Annotated in this window: 19 protein-coding genes; 4 read left to right on the top strand and 15 right to left on the bottom strand. The window is 72.5% G+C overall.

Translation table 11 applies throughout. From position 1 onward, the window contains the following. Positions 1-152: 152 nt before the first annotated feature. The 6 genes from WJM95_RS08620 to glnA all read right to left on the bottom strand — a co-directional run bounded on the left by WJM95_RS08620 (position 153) and on the right by glnA (position 5,643). Entirely contained in the window at positions 153-782 is a 630-nt protein-coding gene (locus WJM95_RS08620; protein ID WP_339128984.1) for a DUF1269 domain-containing protein, read from the bottom strand. Between the two features lie 109 nt (positions 783-891). Continuing rightward, a complete protein-coding gene (locus WJM95_RS08615) occupies positions 892-1,476 on the bottom strand; it encodes a hypothetical protein (RefSeq protein WP_339128983.1) in 585 nt (194 codons plus the stop codon). Positions 1,477-1,480: 4 nt separating this feature from the next. Then, complete coding sequence (gene htpX, locus WJM95_RS08610; protein ID WP_339128982.1) at positions 1,481-2,425, bottom strand: zinc metalloprotease HtpX; 945 nt, start codon at positions 2,423-2,425, stop codon at positions 1,481-1,483. Between the two features lie 213 nt (positions 2,426-2,638). Beyond that, complete coding sequence (locus tag WJM95_RS08605; protein WP_339128981.1) at positions 2,639-2,947, bottom strand: hypothetical protein; 309 nt, start codon at positions 2,945-2,947, stop codon at positions 2,639-2,641. Between the two features lie 272 nt (positions 2,948-3,219). Continuing rightward, complete coding sequence (locus WJM95_RS08600) at positions 3,220-4,020, bottom strand: hypothetical protein (protein ID WP_339128980.1); 801 nt, start codon at positions 4,018-4,020, stop codon at positions 3,220-3,222. A gap of 213 nt (positions 4,021-4,233) precedes the next feature. Beyond that, positions 4,234-5,643: a type I glutamate--ammonia ligase gene (gene glnA / locus WJM95_RS08595; RefSeq protein ID WP_339128979.1), complete on the bottom strand. Its 1,410-nt coding sequence runs from the start codon at positions 5,641-5,643 to the stop codon at positions 4,234-4,236. Between the two features lie 199 nt (positions 5,644-5,842). Here glnA and WJM95_RS08590 point away from each other — a divergent pair, with 199 nt between their 5' ends. Then, entirely contained in the window at positions 5,843-6,310 is a 468-nt protein-coding gene (locus WJM95_RS08590) for an RDD family protein (protein ID WP_339128978.1), read from the top strand. 745 nt (positions 6,311-7,055) lie between these two features. Here the strand turns inward: WJM95_RS08590 and WJM95_RS08585 are convergent. The 4 genes from WJM95_RS08585 to lipB form a co-directional block, all read right to left on the bottom strand. Further along, a complete protein-coding gene (locus tag WJM95_RS08585) occupies positions 7,056-7,754 on the bottom strand; it encodes a DUF4191 domain-containing protein (protein ID WP_339128977.1) in 699 nt (232 codons plus the stop codon). A gap of 144 nt (positions 7,755-7,898) precedes the next feature. Continuing rightward, positions 7,899-8,093: a hypothetical protein gene (locus tag WJM95_RS08580; RefSeq protein ID WP_339128976.1), complete on the bottom strand. Its 195-nt coding sequence runs from the start codon at positions 8,091-8,093 to the stop codon at positions 7,899-7,901. A 292-nt stretch (positions 8,094-8,385) separates the two neighbouring features. Continuing rightward, positions 8,386-9,351 carry a lipoyl synthase gene (gene lipA, locus WJM95_RS08575; protein ID WP_339128975.1) on the bottom strand — a complete coding sequence of 322 codons (966 nt, stop codon included), beginning with the start codon at positions 9,349-9,351 and terminating at the stop codon, positions 8,386-8,388. 130 nt (positions 9,352-9,481) lie between these two features. Then, on the bottom strand, positions 9,482-10,291 hold the full coding sequence (gene lipB, locus WJM95_RS08570) for a lipoyl(octanoyl) transferase LipB (protein ID WP_339128974.1): 810 nt from the start codon (positions 10,289-10,291) through the stop codon (positions 9,482-9,484). Between the two features lie 331 nt (positions 10,292-10,622). Between lipB and WJM95_RS08565 the strand changes: the two genes are divergently transcribed. Continuing rightward, a complete protein-coding gene (locus WJM95_RS08565; RefSeq protein ID WP_339128973.1) occupies positions 10,623-12,095 on the top strand; it encodes a regulator in 1,473 nt (490 codons plus the stop codon). 476 nt (positions 12,096-12,571) lie between these two features. On the opposite strand, the gene WJM95_RS08560 is transcribed toward WJM95_RS08565, so the two are convergent. Together WJM95_RS08560 and WJM95_RS08555 are read right to left on the bottom strand one after the other, a co-directional pair. Further along, on the bottom strand, positions 12,572-13,966 hold the full coding sequence (locus WJM95_RS08560) for an FAD-dependent oxidoreductase (protein WP_339128972.1): 1,395 nt from the start codon (positions 13,964-13,966) through the stop codon (positions 12,572-12,574). Between the two features lie 747 nt (positions 13,967-14,713). Next, positions 14,714-15,631, bottom strand: a complete 918-nt coding sequence (locus WJM95_RS08555) for a TIGR01777 family oxidoreductase (RefSeq protein ID WP_339128971.1) — start codon at positions 15,629-15,631, stop codon at positions 14,714-14,716. 72 nt (positions 15,632-15,703) lie between these two features. Between WJM95_RS08555 and WJM95_RS08550 the strand changes: the two genes are divergently transcribed. Then, positions 15,704-16,195, top strand: a complete 492-nt coding sequence (locus WJM95_RS08550) for a GNAT family N-acetyltransferase (protein ID WP_339128970.1) — start codon at positions 15,704-15,706, stop codon at positions 16,193-16,195. Between the two features lie 58 nt (positions 16,196-16,253). On the opposite strand, the gene WJM95_RS08545 is transcribed toward WJM95_RS08550, so the two are convergent. Continuing rightward, positions 16,254-17,438 (bottom strand): MarP family serine protease, encoded by a 1,185-nt coding sequence (locus WJM95_RS08545; RefSeq protein ID WP_339128969.1) that lies wholly within the window; start codon positions 17,436-17,438, stop codon positions 16,254-16,256. Positions 17,439-17,768: 330 nt separating this feature from the next. Between WJM95_RS08545 and WJM95_RS08540 the strand changes: the two genes are divergently transcribed. After that, positions 17,769-18,563, top strand: coding sequence for a peptidoglycan recognition protein (locus tag WJM95_RS08540; protein WP_339128968.1), 795 nt, complete (start codon positions 17,769-17,771; stop codon positions 18,561-18,563). 351 nt (positions 18,564-18,914) lie between these two features. Here the strand turns inward: WJM95_RS08540 and WJM95_RS08535 are convergent, their stop codons facing one another. Then, the gene (locus WJM95_RS08535) at positions 18,915-19,436 is read right to left on the bottom strand and encodes a DUF4240 domain-containing protein (RefSeq protein ID WP_339135425.1); all 522 of its coding nucleotides are present in this window, start codon (positions 19,434-19,436) and stop codon (positions 18,915-18,917) included. Positions 19,437-19,539: 103 nt separating this feature from the next. Continuing rightward, complete coding sequence (locus WJM95_RS08530; protein WP_339128967.1) at positions 19,540-20,523, bottom strand: WYL domain-containing protein; 984 nt, start codon at positions 20,521-20,523, stop codon at positions 19,540-19,542. Positions 20,524-20,598 lie beyond the last annotated feature (75 nt).

The following is a 20,598-nucleotide window of genomic DNA, read 5'->3' as shown; positions in this document are numbered from 1 at the left end:
ATTCACGCACGCGGACCGCACCGCGCCCGAGGCGGGGTACGGGGGTGCCGTCCGGTCGCCGGAACCGGTGCTCAACCACCGGGAGGGACAGGGTGATCGACGGGCCGGGCCGCTCGGCTCAGCCCGCCGCGGGAGTACCGCTCGGGCCCGGCTCAGCCCGCTGCGGGAGTACCGCTCGGGCCCGGCTCGGCCGGACCGGGCGACGGCTTCGTGACCCCGGAGTCCGTCGCCTGCGTGGCCGTGACGACCGTGGCCGGTCCCGTCTCCGGCGGCGCGGTGCCCCCGGCCGCCTTCGCCTGCGCGGCGGCGACCGCCTCACGCAGGTGGTCCTCCTGCTCCTGGCTCAGCGAGGTCTGCACCAACTGGCCGCCGAACCCGGCGATCTGGGGAATCACCTTGTCCCCGGCCGCCTGCTTGACCAGGACGAACAGCGCGCCCGCGCCCGGCCGCAGATTCTGGCTGAGATCCTTCATGAACTTGTCGTTGATCCCGGTGTCCGTGACCGCCCCGCCCGCGGCACCGGCCGCCGCGCCCACCGCCGCGCCGAGCAGCGGCGCGAGGAACAGCAGCCCGATGACACCGCCCCACAGCGCGCCCCCGGCCGCGCCGAAGGCCGTGTGACTGACCGCCTGGTGGAGCTTGATCCGGCCGTCCTCGCTGCGCTCGACGACGACCGCGTCCTCCAGCTCGACGAGATGCTGCTTCGACAGCTCGAAGAGCTTGTCGCGCACCCGGCTCGCGGTGGCGACATCGTCGTAGGCGACGACGAACAGATTGCTCATGAGGGCACCCCTTGTGTCGATTCCGTACGACTTTATAGCGATATGGGATGGGGTGCAGTCGGGAGAAATCCGGATGAGCGCCCGGCGTGGGGCTCCTCGGCGCGGGGCGTCACAGGCCCGGCGCGCCCCAGATCGGGAACCAGCGGGCGAGGTCCTGCTCGACGCGCTGGTCGTCGGACAGGACCGCCTTGATCTGGAGCTCCAGCGCGTTGTCGCGCCGCTCGCCCCCGCCGGCGAGCGGCGCGAAGGGATAGAAGGTCCCGCGTTTGTACAGGTAGACGAGACCGAGCCGCCGCTCGCCGCCGTCCTCGAAACCCACCACGGAGCACAGCAGCTGAGGACCGAAGCCGGTGCTTTCCAGGGAGCTGTTGACCGCGTGCAGATCGCTCACCAGCGCCGGCAGGTCCTCGGGGGTGCGGCGGGAGACCAGCCACGAGTAGCCGTACTCGTCGCGGCTCCGTTCCACCGGGGGACCCGTACGCGCGGTGTCCGCGTCCAGCAGGGCCTGCGCCTCCTGGTGCGCCTGGGCGAAGGCCGCGCCCTCGACGGACGCGAAGCACACCGCGCCCGTCCCGGTCGGGGTGAACCCGGCCGCCGCCTGGAGGGTCAGGGCCGCCGACGGCAGTCCGAAGAGCTGGTCGAGGTCGGGTACGGCGGGCTTGCTGCGGCCGAGCAGGATGTCCAGGAACCCCATGCGGTCAGAGAACCTCTCCGGGAGTCGGGGTGCCCGCGTCCGGCACCGCGGGCTCGCCCAGCTCCGTGGAGATCCGGGCCAGTTGTTCGAGCCGCTGCTCCAGGCTCGGGTGGGTCGAGAACAGGTTGGCGATGCCCGGCTGGGCGCCGAGCGCGGGGGTGAAGTAGAAGGCGTTGAAGGCCTGCGCGGTCCGCAGGTCCTTCGTCGGGATCCGGCCGATGTCCCCGGTCACCTTGGTCAGCGCGGACGCCAGCGCCGAGGGGCGGCCGGTGAGCAGGGCCGCGGACCGGTCGGCGGCCAGTTCGCGGTACCGGGACAGCGCCCTGATCAGCATGAAGCTGATGGCGTACACGGCCGCGGACACCGCCATCACCGCCATGAAGATGGCGACGGTGTTCTGGTCCTTGCGGTCCCGCCCGCCGAAGAGCTGCGAGTAGAACGCGAACCGCACGATCAGTCCCGCGAGCACCCCGAGGAAGGACGCCACGGTGATCACGGCGACATCCTTGTGGGCCACGTGCGACAGCTCGTGGGCGAGGACGCCCTCCAGCTCGTCGGGCTCCAGTCGGCGCAGCAGCCCGGTGGTCACGCACAGCACGGCGTGATCGGCGTTGCGTCCCGTGGCGAACGCGTTCGGCATGTCGATGTCGGACACGGCGACCAGGGGCTTGGGCATGTCGGCCACGGCGCACAGCCGGTCGACGACACCGTGCAGCTGGGGATACTCCTCCCGCTCCACGATCCTTCCGTGCATGGCGTACAGCGCGATCCGGTCCGAGAACCAGTACTGCGCGATGAGCATCCCGGCCGCGATCACGACGACCAGGACCCAGGACTTCAGCAACACGATCAACGCGGCGACGAAGGCCACGTACAGCAATCCGAGCAGGAACAGCGTGACCGTCATCCGCACGGTCAGCTGCCGATCGTTCCGGAACCGGCTCCGCATCTCGCACCACCCCGCACTCAGGCACTCGTCCCGCTTTCCATTGTGCGCCCGCGCTTCCCCATGAACTGGGTCCGATCGGCCCCGCGGCGGGCAAAGAACCCCCCGGCACCGTTCTTCCGCCACCGGCGCACGAACGGCACCGGCCGCGCCCTTCCCGGAGGAAGGACACGGCCGGAGACGCGTGCGGCTGGATCGACGGCCGTGCGCACGCCGCTAACCCAGGGCTCCCAGGTCTGTGCCCGCGGGATGCTTGCTCGCTCGGATCAGCCCGATGCTGAGAGCCAGGAACAGGACGCCGACTGTGTGGGCCGCCGAATGCAACAGATCGCTGGACGTCATCTCGCCGGCTGCCATGAAGGACGTGCCGACGGCGGACACCAGAGCTCCCACGCCGTAGGCGCGCTTGTACCGCACACCCGCCCGGATGTTGGGAAGCACCCAGCCGAAAGCGATCGCTGCGATGCCGCCGACGGCGGCCACCAGGGCCCACAGGGCACAGAGTGCTGCGAGGTAGATGGCCATGGGTCCTCTCCGAGTGCCGGATCGAGGGCGGACGCCCGCGTGATCTCTACAGCCTCCGCACCCTACGTCCAGACCTGCCCGCGGTCCGCCGCCACCCCCTCCGCTCGACGACTCCCCGGGAGCCGTGCACGCCTTGCGGCACTCCTGGGCGTCGGTGCTGCTGGACTCGGGAGAGAACGCGCATTCGGTGCGCCCGTCGCGGACGGCCGGCCCCGATGAGGGCGGCGCGGTGTCCCAGGTTCTGTCCGGCGGAATTGAGGACCCGAGCCTGATCAGCAGTGGCACAGGAGGCGAACGACGACGCAGTCCTCATGGAGCCCATCGAGGTAGGCAGTGGTTTGTCGGGCGTAAGCGGCCGACGGCTCCTCACCGGGCAGGACGTTCGTGAACGGTCCTGGCCGGTCCGCCTCGATCCACTGCCCGTCCAGGGTGAGCAAGGCGGTAGGCGCAAGGGCCCACGACGCCGCCTGGTCCAAGTCCGGTTGGACGTCCCGGGTGAAGTGGGAGATCGGGTCACTTTCAGGCCCCAATACCCACAGGCCCAGGTTCGGATAGCGCTCCCAGGCCGAACGGTGGTTCAACGCCGATACCAAGGGCTGGGCATGGTGGTCCGCGACAGCCTGCTCGCGGGGATAGCCTTCCGAATTCGCACGGTGCCGTTCCAGGAACGTGCTCAGCGGCTCGGCCGAAGGGTGGTCGGCGACGAGACGTGCGAAGTCCTGCTGCTCGGCCTGCCACCGGGCTCGGCCCTCATCGACGGCTCTGGCCTTGGTGGCTTCGAAGTCGAGCAGGCCCCGCGGTCCGCCATCGCAGCGCAGTGCCCGGCGCGCACGCGGTCGGCCGGCCGGATAGGTCGGCTCGTGGATCAGACGCGGATCGCCGTCGAACTCCGGCCTGACGACGAAACCGTTCTCGTCGTCGCCATTGATGTGCCACCAGTCCCATTCACCGTTCGGGTTCCACTTGCCATCAGGGAAGCTGATGTCGAACGGCGCCATCACGGCGTCCAGCGCCGCGCGCAGGTCCCCGAGGGCGGTCGAGGGCAGGCACACGCTCAGGTAGAACTTGGTCACGACCACCCCTGTGCTCACTGATCAGTAGGCGGTGATCTTAAGGGTGCCGTTCGCCGCTGTCCTGTGGTTTGCTCCGCCGTCGGTCGAACAGGGGCGACAAGCGGTGGCAGGCCCCGAAACAGGCCGTCGGCCGTGCCCTTCCCGACAGGAAGAACACGGCCGACGGCCCACACGGCCCAGGGGAGCGGAAACCCGCTCTGACCTGGGGCGATATCACACGTCGAAGTACAGCTCGAACTCGTGCGGGTGCGGGCGCAGGGCCAGCGGGGCGATCTCGTTCGTGCGCTTGTAGTCGATCCACGTCTCGATCAGGTCGGACGTGAAGACGTCGCCCGCGAGCAGGAACTCGTGGTCGCGCTCCAGCGAGTCGAGGACGGCCGGGAGCGAGGTCGGGACCTGGGCGACGTTCGCGTGCTCCTCGGGAGCCAGCTCGTACAGGTCCTTGTCGATCGGCTCGGCCGGCTCGATCTTGTTCTTGACGCCGTCCAGGCCGGCCATCAGCAGGGCCGCGAACGCCAGGTACGGGTTGCCGGAGGAGTCGGGCGCGCGGAACTCGACGCGCTTGGCCTTCGGGTTCGAGCCCGTGATCGGGATACGCATGGCCGCGGAGCGGTTGCGCTGCGAGTACACCAGGTTGACCGGGGCCTCGAAGCCGGGGACCAGGCGGTGGTACGAGTTCACCGTCGGGTTGGTGAAGGCGAGCAGCGACGGGGCGTGCTTGAGGATGCCGCCGATGTAGTAGCGGGCCATGTCCGACAGACCCGCGTAGCCGGCCTCGTCGTAGAACAGCGGGGAGCCGCCGCTCCACAGCGACTGGTGGACGTGCATGCCCGAGCCGTTGTCACCGAAGATCGGCTTCGGCATGAAGGTCGCGGTCTTGCCGTTGCGCCAGGCGACGTTCTTCACGATGTACTTGAAGAGCTGGAGGTCGTCGGCCGCGGCGAGCAGCGTGTTGAACTTGTAGTTGATCTCGGCCTGGCCGGCGGTGCCCACCTCGTGGTGCTGGCGCTCGACCTGGAGGCCGGAGGCGGCCAGCTCCAGGGAGATCTCGGCACGCAGGTCGGCGAAGTGGTCGACCGGCGGGGTCGGGAAGTAGCCGCCCTTGTAGCGGACCTTGTAACCGCGGTTGTCCTCGATCGCACCGGTGTTCCAGGCGCCGGCCTCGGAGTCGATGTGGTAGAAGGACTCGTTCTCGGCGGTCTTGAAGCGCACGCTGTCGAACACGTAGAACTCGGCCTCGGGACCGAAGTACGCGGTGTCGGCGATGCCGGTCGACGCGAGGTAGGCCTCGGCCTTCTTGGCCACGTTGCGCGGGTCACGGGAGTACTGCTCGCCCGTGATCGGGTCGTGGATGAAGAAGTTGATGTTGACCGTCTTGTCGCGGCGGAAGGGGTCGACGCGCGCGGTGGACAGGTCGGCGCGGAGCGCCATGTCGGACTCGTGGATGGCCTGGAAGCCGCGGATGGAGGAGCCGTCGAAGGCGAGCTCCTCGGCCGGGTCGAAGGCCTCGGCCGGGATCGTGAAGTGCTGCATCACACCCGGCAGGTCGCAGAAACGGACATCGACGAACTTGACGTCCTCGTCCGCGATGTACTTCTTGGCCTCGTCGGCGTTCTGGAACATCCAGCTCCTCCTACTCCCGCCCACAGTGGACCGGGGTGGTAGTTCGTTCGTGCGGCCAGTGCGGTGGCACACGCTGGAGCCGACCATAGGGACGGGGGATTTCTCCAGCGTGACCCATTTGTTTCGCCCAAGTTAACCGACCGCGGCCCTCCGGGCCCCTCCTGTCCGCATGGCAAAACGGGCACAGTACCTTGGACGGGTGGACAACAGGCAAGCAATCGGATCGTGGCTCTCCGGCCCCCGCGCGGCGGCGGAGGAAGCCGGTGTCGACTTCGGGTACCGCGGCGAACAGCTCGGTCTGCCGGAGCACGGGCCGGGCTCGATCGCCCGTCCCGGCCGCCGTCTGGGCGCCCTCGCGATCGACTGGGGTCTGTGCCTCCTGATCGCATACGGGCTGCTCACCGACGGCTACGACCAGGCCACGGGCAACTGGGCGCTGCTGGTCTTCTTCGTCCTCGGCGTGCTCACGGTGGGCACCGTCGGCTCCACCCCCGGCAAGCGGCTGCTGGGTCTGCGTGTCGTCGCCGAGGGCGGCGGCCGGGCGAACCCGCTGCGCGTGCTGCTGCGCACGGCGCTCCTGTGCGTGGCCATCCCGCCCCTGATCTGGGACCGGGACGGCCGGGGCCTCCACGACCGCCTGGCCCGCACGATCGAAATCCGCATCTGACCCCGGGTCCCGGTACCGGGGAAGCCCGGGCGCCGAAAACGGCCCCCGACCGGGGCGGCCCACCCGCCATGCCCGGACAGTGACCTGTCCTGTCCCGATGGCAGACCGCCCGGCACACACGAAGCCGTCGCCTCCGACGGCCGGCCGCCCACTGCACCCGGAGCACCCCGGCCCCAGCGACACACCGCGCCTTCCTGACTTCCCGGCGAGGGACGGTCCGGCGGGGGCCCAGAGCTCATCGCCTCCCGCGGCCGACCGCCTGGAGTGCCCCGCCTCCGGCAAGAGGCCGCCTCCCTGCGTCCCGAGCGCCCCGCTCCCGGCGAGGGACCGTCCGGTAGGCCCGGAGCACGTCGCCTCCGGCGGCTGACCGCCCAGAGCAACCCGGGCCCCGGCGGTGGACAGCCGCGCGCACCCGCAGCCCCTCGCTCCCGGCGAGGAACCGCCCGCTACGCCCCCAGCGTCACGCCCCCGGGGAAGGGGCCCCGGTACGCCCTCGATCGCCGGCTCCCGGGGAGGCCCCCCGCTGCATCCCGAGCGCCGGCTCCCGGCAAGGCGCCCGCCCGCGCCCGCCCGGTACGCCCCGCTCCCGCGATGGACCACCCGGCGTGGTCGATGCGACCCGTCCCCGGCAGGGGAGGGCGACCCGGTCCGGGCGTCCCCGTGGGGAGCGCGCGCAACGACGATGGGGCGACCGGAGATCTCCGGTCGCCCCATCGTCGTAGGACTGGTCAAGCCAGCGCGAGCGTCACCGCTTGGGACCGCCCCGCGGCATCCGCATCCCCTTGGGCATCGGGCCCTTCGGCAGCGGCATGTTGCTCATCAGGTCGCCCATGGCGCGCAGCCGGTCGTTGGTCGCCGTGACCTGGGGACCGGCGAGCACGCGCGGCAGCTTCAGCATCGTCGTGCGGAGCCTCTTCAGCTCCACCTGGCCCTCGCCCGTGCCCACGAGAATGTCGTGCACCGGAACGTCCGAGACGATCCGCGCCATCTTCTTCTTCTCGGCGGCCAGCAGGCTCTTGACCCGGTTCGGGTTGCCCTCGGCCACCAGCACGATGCCGGCCTTGCCGACGGCGCGGTGCACCACGTCCTGGCTGCGGTTCATCGCGACGGCCGGAGTCGTCGTCCAGCCGCGGCCGATGTTGTCGAGCACCGCGGCGGCCGCGCCCGGCTGGCCTTCCATCTGCCCGAAGGCGGCCCGCTCGGCCCTGCGTCCGAAGACGATCGCCGTCGCGAGGAAGGCGAGCAGGAGCCCGAGGATCCCGAGATAGACCGGGTGACCGATCAGGAAGCCGATCGCGAGGAAAACACCCAGGGTGAGAATTCCGACAGCCGCGAGTACAAGACCGATCTTCGAATCGGCCTTGCGGGTCATTTTGTACGTCAGAGCGATCTGCTTGAGTCGCCCGGGGTTCGCAGCGTCCGCTGCGGGTTCCTTCCTCGCCATGCCCACGAGTCTACGTGGCCCGCGAAGCGCCGACGACGGCAGTCCCGGGCGAAGCGGGGCCGCGGCGGCCCGGAGGAGGCCGCCGTGACGGCACGGACCCGCGCCGGAGCCGCGACGGCACCGACCGGCGCCGGACCGGCGGCGTCAGGACCGGGTGACGGACTCCACAACGCGCTGCGCCTCGACCCGGTCCTTGGCGCGGCGACGGTCCTCCAGGACGGAGGTCCAGGCGTTGCGGCGGGCGGTGCGCTGCCCGCTGCTCATGAGCAGCGATTCGACGGCACGCAGTGCATCGGTGAACGACGGAATCGGGGTGGCGCGTACGGGCGCGGCCTGCATGATGCGGATCCCCCCTAGGGATCGACGGCTCGGACGGGGACGGGTGTGACGTGGAACCAGAGTCTCTGATTGGTGTTACCAGTACGTGACCGAGCGGTCAAACACCAATGAAGCCTTGATACCGCGGGTCCTTTTCCCGCCCCCTTGCTGATGCCGCGTTCAGCTGCGGGTACGCGGTGAGGGGGTGTGAACGGGCCGTAGTGAAGGGCGAGTTGCTTGTGCGCGGATTCACACGAAAGCAGTGGCACCGAGTGCCACCGCTTTTCTTTCGCAACGTGTGCCGTTCGGGGGATCAGACCGCCTGGGAGGCGACGTACGCGCCGCGCTTCTCGATGGCCATCCGGTACAGGCGGCCGGCCCGGTACGAGGAGCGGACCAGCGGGCCCGACATGACGCCGGAGAAGCCGATCTCCTCGGCCTCCTCCTTCAGCTCCACGAACTCCTGCGGCTTGACCCAGCGCTCCACGGGGTGGTGGCGCACGGAGGGGCGCAGGTACTGCGTGATCGTGATGAGCTCGCAGCCCGCTTCGTGCAGCTGCTGGAGCGCCTCGCTGACCTCTTCGCGGGTCTCGCCCATGCCGAGGATCAGGTTGGATTTCGTGACCAGACCGTAGTCACGGGCCTCGGTGATGACCTTGAGCGAGCGCTCGTAGCGGAAGCCCGGACGGATCCGCTTGAAGATCCGCGGGACCGTCTCGACGTTGTGCGCGAAGACCTCGGGGCGCGAGGAGAACACCTCGGCGAGCTGCTCGGGCTCGGCGTTGAAGTCCGGGGCGAGCAGTTCGACCTTGGTGCGGCCGGCCTCGCGGCCCGCCGTCTGCGCGTGGATCTGGCGGACCGTCTCGGCGTACAGCCAGGCACCGCCGTCCGCCAGGTCGTCGCGGGCGACGCCGGTGATGGTGGCGTAGTTCAGGTCCATCGTGACGACGGACTCGCCGACGCGGCGGGGCTCGTCACGGTCGAGCGCCTCGGGCTTGCCGGTGTCGATCTGGCAGAAGTCGCAGCGCCGCGTGCACTGGTCACCGCCGATGAGGAAGGTCGCCTCGCGGTCTTCCCAGCACTCGTAGATGTTCGGGCAGCCCGCCTCCTGGCAGACCGTGTGCAGGCCCTCGCTCTTCACCAGGCCCTGCATCTTCGTGTACTCGGGGCCCATCTTCGCCCGGGTCTTGATCCACTCGGGCTTGCGCTCGATGGGGGTCTGGCTGTTCCGGACCTCCAGGCGCAGCATCTTGCGTCCGTCGGGTGCGACTGCGGACACATCGGCTCCCTGTAACTTCGATTCTTCGGCGTACACCAGGGTACGCCCGTGCGGTGCTCGGCCCCCGCCCTGGGCAACCTTCGGGAACGGGGGTGCATTCCCGGAGGGTGCCGACGGCGGGGTACGGGTTCTAGGCGGGGGCGCTCTCCACGACGCGCGGCTTGAGGTCCGCGTTCGTCAGGACGTCCCTGAGGTGCCGCTCGGCCACCGGCAGGACCTCGGCGATGGTCACGTCGCGGCCCAGCTCGTTCGCGAGGGAGGCGACGCCCGCGTCGCGGATGCCGCACGGGATGATCTTGTCGAACCAGGCGTTGTCCGGGTTCACGTTCAGGGCGAAGCCGTGCATCGTGACGCCCTTGGCGACGCGGATGCCGATGGCGGCGATCTTGCGGTCCTCGCGGCGCTGGCCCGCGTTGGACGGGGCGTACTCCGGGCCGTTGAGCCGCGGGTCGAACTCCTCGTCCTGGAGGCGGGGGTCGAAGTCGAGGGAGAGCCCGCCGAGCCCGGAGGAGGCCCCCTGGGCGGGGTCCTTGGCGTCGCCGAGGACCCAGACGCCGCTGCGGCCCTCGACCCGGCTCGTCTCCAGGCCGAACTCCGCGCACGTGCGGATGAGCGCCTCTTCCAGACGGCGTACGTGCGCTACGACGTCCACGGGACGCGGGAGCTTCTGGATGGGGTAGCCGACCAGCTGGCCGGGACCGTGCCAGGTGATCTTGCCGCCGCGGTCCACGTCGATGACCGGGGTGCCGTCCAGGGGCCGCTCGCTGTCCGCCGTGCGCCGCCCCGCGGTGTACACCGGCGGATGCTCCAGGAGCAGGCAGGTGTCGGGGATCTCGTCCAGGAACCGGGCGGCGTGCACGCGGCGCTGCTCGTCCCACGCCTCCTGGTACTCGACGGCCTCGGCACCGAATCCCATGCGGACGAACCGCAACTCACTCACGGCAAGCGCCTCCCTCGAAGATTCCTCGGGCACGTGGTGGTCCCCGTGCGGGGCACGCGAAGGAACCTTTCGTCAGGTCCGTGGCGCGCCCACGCCACTGTACGTCCGCCCGATCCGCGTCAGCTCGACAGCCAATCCTCACACGATCGGATGAATGAATGTCGATGTGTGCGATGACGTGCTCACGCTCCGCTACATTCGCGCCGTTCACGAGGCCATAAGGGCTGCTCACAGGCAATCCGGGCACAGGGAGGCCTCGGGGAGGCGCAAGCACGTTCTCACGCCGCCCCGAGACCCCCTGGAGACCCGAAGGCAGGAGACCGCACCGCAGATGACGGAACGACCCGCGCAGCGCACGCCCAATCGACAGCTCGCCGCGCTCATCGCAGAAGCGGGGTTCTCCAACGCAGGTCTCGCCCGTCGGGTCGACCAGCTCGGACTCGAACACGGACTGGACCTGAGATACGACAAGACATCGGTGACCCGGTGGCTGCGGGGCCAGCAGCCGCGCGGGACCACCCCCGCGCTCATCGCCGAGGTGTTCACGCGCCGCCTCGGGCGGCGCCTGAGCGCGCAGGACCTCGGGCTGGACGCCTGCGCGCCCGTCTACGCGGGGCTGGAGTTCGCCGCGACCCCTGAGGAGGCCGTGGACATCGTCAGCGGCCTGTGGCGCAAGGACTCCGGCAGCCACGCCGAGCTCCGCAAGATCGCCTTCACCCCGGCCGGGCTCGTCGTGCCCAGCCGGGACTGGCTGATCGGCCGGGCCGACGACCGGGTCGCCCGCGGCGAGCAGCCGGCCCGCATCCCCGCCCAGGGCCGTCCGGTGCCGCCCAAGGTCACGGCACCGCCGGAGCAGGGGGGACCCGCCTCCCGGCGCGGCCGCACCGAGCGGGGCCCCGGCCAGCGGGTCAGCGGCGGGGACATCGCCGCGCTCCGCTCGGTCGGCGAACTCTTCCGCGCCCTCGACCACGCCTACGGCGGCGGTCACGCCCGCCAGGCCCTGGTGCGCTACCTGGAGCACGAGGCCGAGCCGATGCTGCGCGGTGCCTACGGCGAGCAGACCGGCCGGCACCTGTTCGCCGCCGCCGCCGACCTCACCCGGCTCGCCGGCTGGACGTCGTACGACATCGGCGCGCACGGACTCGCCCAGCGGTACTTCGTCCAGGCGCTGCGGCTGGCCCAGGCCGCGGGAGACCGGGTGTACGGCTCGTACGTGCTCATCACGATGAGCCGGCAGGCCGTCTACCTCGGACACGGGCGCGAGGCCGTGCAGCTCGCCCGGGTCGCGCAGCAGGGCCTCGGCACCGGGGGGCCGCAGGTCGTGCAGGCGCTGCTGCACGCGGTCGAGGCGCGCGGCCACGGGGTGCTCGGCGAGGTGCGGGCCTGCACGGCCTCCCTGGTCCGGGCCGAACGCGCGCTGGAGGCGTCCAGGACCGGCGACGAGGTCCCGCACTGGGCCCGGTACTTCGACGAGGCGCAGCTCGCCGACGAGTTCGGGCACTGCCACCGCGACCTCCAGCAGTTCCGGGCGGCGGCGCAGCACGCCGAGCGCTCCCTCCAGCTGCGGGCGCCCGGCTACGCGCGCAGCCGGCTGTTCTGCCGGGTGGTGCTCGCCTCGGCGCGGCTCGGGCTCGGAGAGCTCGACCAGGCCTGTCTGCTCGGGGCGGAGGCGGCGGGGCAGGCGGCGGAGATGCGGTCGGCCCGGGCCGTCGAGTACGTACGGGACTTCGAGAAACGGCTCGAACCGTACAAGGACGCCGCACCCGTGCGGGGGTACCGCGACAAGGTGGCGGCGCTGAGCTGAGGGCGTCCGTCCGGCGGGGTCGGGGGTCACGCGGGCCGGGGGATCACATGGGCCGGGGGTCCGTCCCCGGCCTCCGGCCTGGGGAACCGGAGACCGGGAAGCTGAATGCGGGCGCCGGGGGCGCGCCACTCCCCGGCGCGCGTGCCGGGACCGCCGGGCCGGGGCTGCCCGTCGAGCTGGGGGTTGCCCGTCGGGCTGGGGCTGCCCGCAGGGCCGGGCCGGCGGGTTCGGAGCACCTCCCGGGAGGTTGGGGCCCGAGGGGGGCTGACCCCCGGCTGCGGTCGGCCCTGCCGGGCGGGCCGGGAGCCCCTCCGGCTGCGAGTCACCTTCCCGGGGCGGGGCGCCCCGGGAAGGGGCAGTTGCCGGCTGTGGCACGGGGCCCCGGCTCTCCGGAGCCCCGTGCCGCAGGGATGGGGCTCCGCAACTCCGTTGTGGAGAGCCGGAGTTGCGGCCCCGGGCGGCGGTCCGGGTGTGGCCTACGCGGCGGCCGACTCCAGGGGTTCCGCCAGGGGGGCGGCCGGGCTGATCTCCAGGTCCGTCAGGAGGGCGTGGGCGGCCCGCCTGGCCGAGTGCAGCGCGCCCTGCACCGTGCTGGTGTCCCGGTGGTCGCCGCACACGTACAGGCCCGCGAGCAGCCGTACGGGCCGGCGTGAGTCGTGCGGTGGCGGCATCGCCGGTACGGCCTCGGGCTCGTGATGGACCGCCAGCAGTTCCCAGCGGGTCGTCGAGGTGCCGTACAGGCGGGCCAGCTGGGCGCGGACCGTGGCGTCCAGGTGGGCCGCGGCGGGCGGTGTGCCGAGCACGGTCGAGGAGATCAGCGCCCGGCCGGCCGGTGCCCGGGTCGGGTCGACCTGGCTGACGACCGCCGTGTGCGCCACCGGACCGCTCCGGTCGGCGTCCAGGATCAGCGCCGGATCGGTGAGCGGCGGTTCGTCCGTGGTGTGGTGCAGGACGGTCACCGGATGGAAGGCGGGGACGTGGAGCCCGGGCAGGAACCCTGCGGCGGCGCGGGCCCCGGTCGCCAACAGGATCGCCCGGCAACGGAGTTCGCCGTGGTCCTTCGTCGTCACGCGGGTCGTGGAGACGGACGTGACCTCGACGCCCGTGTGCACGGTGCCGGGCGGAAGCGCGGCCGCGAGCAGTTCGGGGAGCGCGTCCGCGCCGCCCTCGGGAAGGCACAGCCGGCCCGTGGCGAAGGAGTGCAGCGCGAGGTCGGCGCAGCGGCTGGACGTCGTCAGCTCCGGGTCGCACAGCAGGGCGGCGAGGAGGGGGCGCAGAAAGGCGTCGACGGTACGGGCCGGGAGCCCCCGCGCGGTCAGCGACTTCGCCGCGGTGAGGTCGGGGCGGGCGAGCAGGCGCTCCGGCGGAGTGGAGGCGAGACGGGCGAGGGCCGCGCCGAGACGGGACTGGTCGAGGGGGCTGCCGAGCGGTCCGGGGCGGGTGGTGCCGCGCGTCGGCCTGGGCAGCGGAAGCCGGGGGGCGCTCGCGAGGGCGCGCGCGGTGGTGAGTGCGCCCCTCGCGCTCCGGGGTGTGCCGGGCGTGCCCGTGTGATGGCGATGGCCGTCGCTGTGCAGCAGCACGCCGGGCGTGAACGGGCACAGGACGAGGCCGCCCAGGCCCGGCGTGAGGCGCAGTTCCGGGTACGAGGTGGACAGGAGCCGGCCGAGCCGGTCCAGCCGGAAGCCGTCGATCTTCTCCGTGGACATGCGGCCGCCCACATGGGGGGCGGCCTCCAGGACGGCGGTCCTCAACCCCGCCCCGGTCAGATGACGTGCGGCCGCGAGGCCGGCGACACCGGCTCCCACGACGACGACGTCGACGTCTTCGGTGATCTCCGCCGTGTGCGCGGCGTGGCGTGCGGGCTCTAGCACGTGCCCCTCCTCGAGGTTGCGCGGCCGGTGGGGACGTCATGCCCCCAACACGCTTCTGGAATGCCCGAGTTCGGAACGAGGGTGCGAGGTTCGGCCGCACGGGGGAAGCCGCGCGGCGGCCGTGCACGGGGGCATGGGGGGTGCATGTGCCGTCCGGCGGGGTGATCGGTCTCGCCGGGGGCCGGCCCCCGGCGCCTCGGGCAGCCCGGTGCGGGGCGACGGCGCCCTCGATGAGCCCGTGCGACCGGGGCCCTCGGGGCCCGTTCCGGCGCCGGAGGCCCGCGCACCGGCCGGAGGCGCGTCCGTTCCGGCGGATCCGCCGGAAACCGGCCCGTCCGGGGTACCGGGAAGAGTCGTTCACCCGGGGGAGCAGCCCTCGATGACGCCGGGTCCGTCGGCGAGCTGGCCACCCGGAGGGGGGAGCCGCCGGGACGGACTTCCGGGACGTGCTCCGGGGTCGAACCCCCGGGGTCGAACCCCCAGGACGGGCTCCAGGGGCGAACCCCGGGGACGAACTCCCGGGGCGTCCCCCCGGGACGGACTCCCGGGGTCGCCCCCGGGACGCACTCCCAGGGTGGACTCCCAGGGTCGCCCCCCGGGACGGACTCCCAGGACGGATTCCCAGGGTCGCCCCCGGACCGGACTCCCAGGACGGACTCCCAGGACGGACTCCCAGGGTCGCCCCCCGGGACGCACTCCCAGGACGGACTCCCCAGGCGGAGGCGAAGCAGCCCCCGGGAACGGTCCTCAGTCCAGCGCCGCTCGCAGGGCCGCCTCGATCGACGGGAAGGCGAAGGTGAAGCCCGACTCCAGGAGGCGGGTGGGCAGGACGCGCTGGCTGCCCAGGACGTCCTCGGCCATGTCGCCGAGGGCGAGGCGCAGCAGCGGGGCGGGGGCGGTCAGGAGGGTCGGGCGGTGCAGGACGCGGCCCATGGCGGCGGTGATCTCGGCGTTGGTGAGCGGGTCGGGGGCGGTCAGGTTCACCGGTCCCGACAGCGACTCGGTGTCGATGAGATGGCGGATCGCGGCCACCTCGTCGTGCAGCGCGATAGGGCTCCAGTACTGCCGCCCGTTCCCCATCCGCCCCCCGGCCCCCGCCTTGAACAGCGGAATCAGCCGGGCCCACGCCCCGCCCTCGCGGGCCACCACGAGCCCGGTCCTGGGGATCACCGTGCGCACCCCCGCCTCCTGCGCGGGAGCGGCCGCCTCCTCCCACTCCACGCAGACGGACGGCAGGAACCCGTCCCCGGGCGGCGCGGACTCGTCCACCGCGCGGTCGCCCGTGTCGCCGTAGAACCCGATCGCGCTCCCGTTGACGAAGACCCGCGGCGGTTCGTCGAGGGAGGCCACCGCCTCCGCGAGCGTCGCCGTACCGAGCACCCGGCTGTCCCGGATCATCCGCTTGTACGCACGGGTCCAGGGCCGCCCCGCGACCGGGGCACCCGCCAGGTTGACCACCGCGGCACAGCCGATGAGCCCCACCGCGTCGATCCGCTGCCGTTGCGGGTCCCAGCGGACCTCGTTCGGCGAACGCGGCTCGCGGCGCACGAGCCGGACCACCTCGTGCCCCTCGGCGCTCAGCGAGCGCGCCAGCGCGGAGCCGATCAGGCCGGACGCGCCGGCGATCACGATGCGGGAACCGGGGGACAGCGGTGAGTCGCTCATGGGTCCATCCTGCCCCCGCCGCAGCCGAGTTCACGGAAGGGGCGGCAGCGCGGCGGCCGTACAGTGACCGGTATGTCAGCTGCTCCGCGGATACGCACCGCCACCCTGGACGACGAGGACGCGCTCGGCCGGATCGACCGGGACACCTGGTCCACGCTGCACGCGGTCATGCCACGCCCCAGGCCGCCGTACGAGCCCTTCTACAGCGAGCGGTTCGGCCCCCGGGACCACATCGTCGCCGAGCTCGACGGCCGGCCGGCCGGATACGTCCGGCTCGGCTTCCCGACCCCGCTCGCGTGCAACGCCCATGTGCGCCAGATCCTCGGACTGGCCGTCGCCGACGAGGCCCGCGGCGCCGGGGTGGGCCGGGCGCTGCTGCGGGCCGCGTGCGAGGAGGCCCGCCGCCAGGACGCCCGGCGCATCACCCTGCGCGTGCTCGGCCACAACCTCCCCGCGCGGCGGCTGTACGAGTCCGAGGGCTTCGTCGTCGAGGGGATCCTGCCCGGCGAGTTCCTGCTGGACGGCGCCTATGTGGACGACATCCTGATGGGGCGCGCTCTCTGACCGGAGCCCGCCCCGGGGCCGCGGCCGGTGCTCCGGGCCGGTCCCCGGCCCGGAGCGGTCAGGAGGTGACGAGGTGGCCCGTGTCCACGCGGGCCGTGGCGTGAGCCGCCTTGCGGGCGTCGCTCGCGACCTCGTGCGCCGTCAGGACGTACCCCGTCTCGTCGTCCGAGGTCGAGCGGGCGAAGACCACGCCGTAGACCTTGCCGTCGGTGGTCAGGAGCGGGCCGCCGGAGTTGCCCGGCCGGACGGTCGAGCGGATCGAGTAGATCTCGCGGGTGACCGTGCCGGAGTTGTAGATGTTCTGGCCCGTCGCGTTGATGCGGCTCGCGACGGTGGCCGCCTGGAGGTCGAGACCGCCGTCCTGCGGGTATCCCGCGACCACGGCGGAGTCCCCGCGCGAGGCGACCCCGTCGAAGTGGAGGACCGGGGCCCGCAGCGCCGGCACGTACAGGACGGCGACGTCCTTCTGCGGATCGAAGAGGACCACCCGCGCCTGGTACGGGCGGCTGACCCCGCCGACGCGCACGGTCGGCCGGTCGATGCCGGCCACCACGTGCGCGTTGGTCATCACGCGGTGCGGGGCGTAGACGAAGCCGCTGCCCTCCCGGCCCTGGTTGCCCGAGGCGCCCTCGACCTTCACGGTGCTCACCTTGGCCGCGTTCGTCGCGGCGGGCGTGACACTGTCCCCTGAGGGCTTGGCGACCCCGGCCGTCGGTTCGTTCTCGAAGGGGTTGAAGACCTGCGGGAAGCCCGCCTCCGTGAGGGCAGAGGTCGCGCGCGAGAACCAGGTCGGCGTGGTCTCCGGCATCGAGTTCTGCACGGCGCCCAGCAGCGCCGAGTTGCGGATCGACTGCGTCACCACCGTCGAGGAGGACGCGCCCAGGACGCTCGCCGCCACCCACGCCACCAGCAGCACGGCCAGGGTGTTCGCGGCGGCCCCGCCGATCCCGTCGGCCACCCGCAGCGGTCCCTGGTCCAGCTCGCGGCGCAGCTTCAGCGCCAGCCGCCCGGCCAGCTCGTGGCCCACCACGGCGGGCACGAGCACCGTGAGCACCGCCGTGACCGTCGCCGCCTGGGTCCCCGCCGTGACCAGCTCCATCATCCACGGCAGCACCCACACGCCGATCACGGCGCCGCCCACGAAGCCCGCCAGCGAGACACAGCCGGCCACCAGGCCGCGGCGGTACCCGGACGCCGCGTAGACCAGGATGACCAGCATCAGCAGGAGGTCGAGTACGTCCACGGAGCCGCCTTTCTCTAGGGCCCCTTAGTACGCGTCGGGCGGGCCCGGTGATCAGCCACGCGCGTTCCGTGCCGCGGAAACGGCCGCACCCGTGGACCTGTAGAAACGTCCCGGACACGCCCGATGGTTCCACCAGGTGGCACACCACACATCGCGGCCCGCTCGGATCCGGGTCAGGGTGGCTCCATGCGTGTCTTCCGGAAGCCGCGGGGGCCTCGAATACGGAGCGGGGAACGAGCGTCCCGCCCCGCCGGGCACGGGCGCCACGGACGGCCGGGCCCCAGGGCCCGCGAGAGCCGTACCGGGCCCTGGAGAGCCGCGCGTGCCTCCGTGCGCTCCCGCGTGCGCCGGAGCGCGCCGGCCGGGATACCGCGACCCGTCCTCGTGCTCCTCGGGTGCGTACCCGGCCTGCTCGCGGTCCTGGCGCTGGTGATCTGCGCGACCGGAGTGGACCGTACGACGGCGCGCCGCACCGCCCCGCCCCCGGTCGAGGCCCGGATCACCGTCCCGCGGCCCGTGGCCGTGCCCCCCATCGTGCCGCGGTCGAAATGGCTCGACGCGACCACGGCCCGCGAGCAGCCCCCGCCCCGCTACGACGACCGCGTGGTGGCGGTCTTCATCCATCACACCGACTCGCCGAACGGCTACGACTGCGCGGACGTGCCCCGGATCATCCGTGACGTGTACACCGGCCAGACGGGTGCCAAGGACTGGGACGACATCGGTTACAACTTCCTCGTCGACCGCTGCGGCACGATCTACGAAGGCCGCGCGGGCGGGGTCGGCCGGCCCGTCACCGGGGCGCACACGCAGGGCTTCAACCACCGCACCACCGGGATCGCCGCCATCGGCACGTTCACGGCCGGATCACCGGTGCCGAAGGCGATGACCGACGCGATCGCCCGTCTCGTGGCCTGGAAGCTCGGGCTCGCCGGGGTGGATCCGCGGGGCACGGTCCGGCTCGTCTCCAGCAACAGCCTCAGCCGTTTCGCGGCGGGCACCGCCGTCGTCCTCTCCACCGTCTCCGGCCACGACGCGGCCTTCATGACCCGGTGCCCGGGCGCCGCCCTCAGTGCCCGCCTCCCCGAGATCCGTGAACTGGCGGCCCGCTACCAGGGCCGCTGAGCGCCCGGCGCCGCCCGTCACAGGTGCATCTCCGGCGGCTCACAGGGTCCCCCGAGCCGGGCGCCCTACGGTCCCCGTACGGCGCCGCACGGCGTCGTACGGGCTGACCGGAGGCGGGACCATGGGGATCGGTCGGAAGGGGTCCGCGCGCCGCGCGGGCAGCGGGGCGCACACGGGGCGCGCCGGGGGCGGACAGGACGCACGGGGCGTCGAGCCGTCCGGTGCCCGGGCGGCGGCGCGGGGGCCGTGGGCGGTGGTGTGCGCCGTGGTGACGGTCGTCCTCGGCCCGATGGCGCTCACGGCGTCCACGCTGGACCGGGCCAACGCGGCCCCGCGGCATCACACCGCGCGTCAGTCCTCCCTGAACCGTTCCCACAGCTTGGGGTAGCGCTCCGCGATCACCGAATCGTTCTCGAACGGGAGCGGGGTGCCCTCGGGCTCGGCGGGCGCGGCCGGGATGCCGAGGGCGGGCGCGACGGCTCCGGTCAGCTGCTCGTAGGCCTCGTCGGCCGCGTACCCCAGCTCCTCGCCGTCCCCGTCGATCTCCTCGTCGAAGTCGTCCAGCAGCTCGGCGAGCGTGTCGGGGTCGTGCATCGCCCCCTCGAAGACGTCCCGGCCCTGGCCGATCAGCCAGCACCGGAAGAAGTCGAAGGCGTCGTCGCTCGCCCCGTCCAGCAGCAGCCAGGCCGCGCCCCACAGATCCCAGCGGTAGGCGCGGTTGTAGCGGGACTCGAAGTGCCGGGCGAAGTCCAGGACGGAGTCCGGGTCCAGCTGGACGAGCCGCTCGACGAGCAGATCCGCCTGTTCCTCGGGGTCGCCCTCGGCAGTCTCGCGGGTCGTGTCCACCAGCTGCCAGAACTCCGTCTCGTCCATCACGGGTCCAGCATCGGGCCTGGGCGGGAGGGACGCACGTCAAGTGGCGCAGATTGTTATGCATGCACATGCCGAAGGTAAAACCGCCGGGTTCCTACGGATTTCAAGTGGTCCACGACCGGTACAGCGCCGCCGCCCCGGCCGCGTCCCGCGCGCACAGCTCCCGCAGAGCCGCAGGGGCGAGCACCTCCACCTCGGGCCCGAGGCCCCGCAGCTGCATCCGGGCGACCTCCTCGGACTCGACCGGCAGGGTGAGGGTCACCCAGCCCCGTTCGTCGGGGGCGCCGGACGTGCCGATCCCCTCCTCGGCGGACACGGGACCGAGGGCGTACGGCAGCTGTCGTACGCCCTCCGGGGAGAGCCGTACGGTGATCTCGGACCGCAGGACGGACCGGGCGAACTCCGCGGCCCGCTCCGCCCAGAACGCCGGCAGATCGAACCCGTCGTCCCGCCGGAACCGCTCCGGGCCGGGGTCGACGGCCGTGAACCGGTCGATCCTGTACACCCGGAAGACCTCCGCGTCCGCCACCCGCGCGCACAGGTACCAGACCCCGGCCTTCAGGACGAGCCCGTACGGTTCGAGCGACCGCTCCACCTCCGCCGTGCCGCGCCGGTAGCGCGCGAGGACCGGGCGGTCGTCCCACACCGCCTCCGCGAGCGCGGGCAGCAGCCCGGGCACCGGCGGCTCACTGAACCAGGCCGGCGCGTCCAGATGGAACCGCTGCGCCGCGGAGCGCGAGGCGTCCCCCACGGAGGGCAGCAGCGCCGCCGACACCTTCAGCCGGGCCGCCGAGGCCGTGTCCTGGAGGCCCATGTCGCGCAGCGCCCCCGGCACCCCGCTCAGGAACAGCGCCTCCGCCTCGCTGCGCGCCAGCCCCGTCAGCCGGGTGCGGTACCCGCCGATCAGCCGGTAGCCGCCGGCCCGGCCACGGTCGGCGTAGACCGGGATCCCCGCCTCCGACAGGGCCTGCGCGTCCCGGGCGACCGTGCGCTCGGACACCTCCAGCTCCCGCGCCAGCTCGGCGGCGGTCATCGACGCGCGGGTCTGGAGCAGCAGCACCATCCTGATCAGACGAGCGGCACGCATGCCCTCATGATGCCGGGCACCACCGACAACGCGGAGGACGGGCGGCCGGCGCCGAAGGCACCGGGAAGGAAAGCG

Source organism: Streptomyces sp. f51 (genome assembly GCF_037940415.1).
GTDB lineage: Bacteria > Actinomycetota > Actinomycetes > Streptomycetales > Streptomycetaceae > Streptomyces.
Note: the sequence above shows the minus strand (reverse complement) of the source record. Positions and strands in the feature narration are given on the sequence as shown.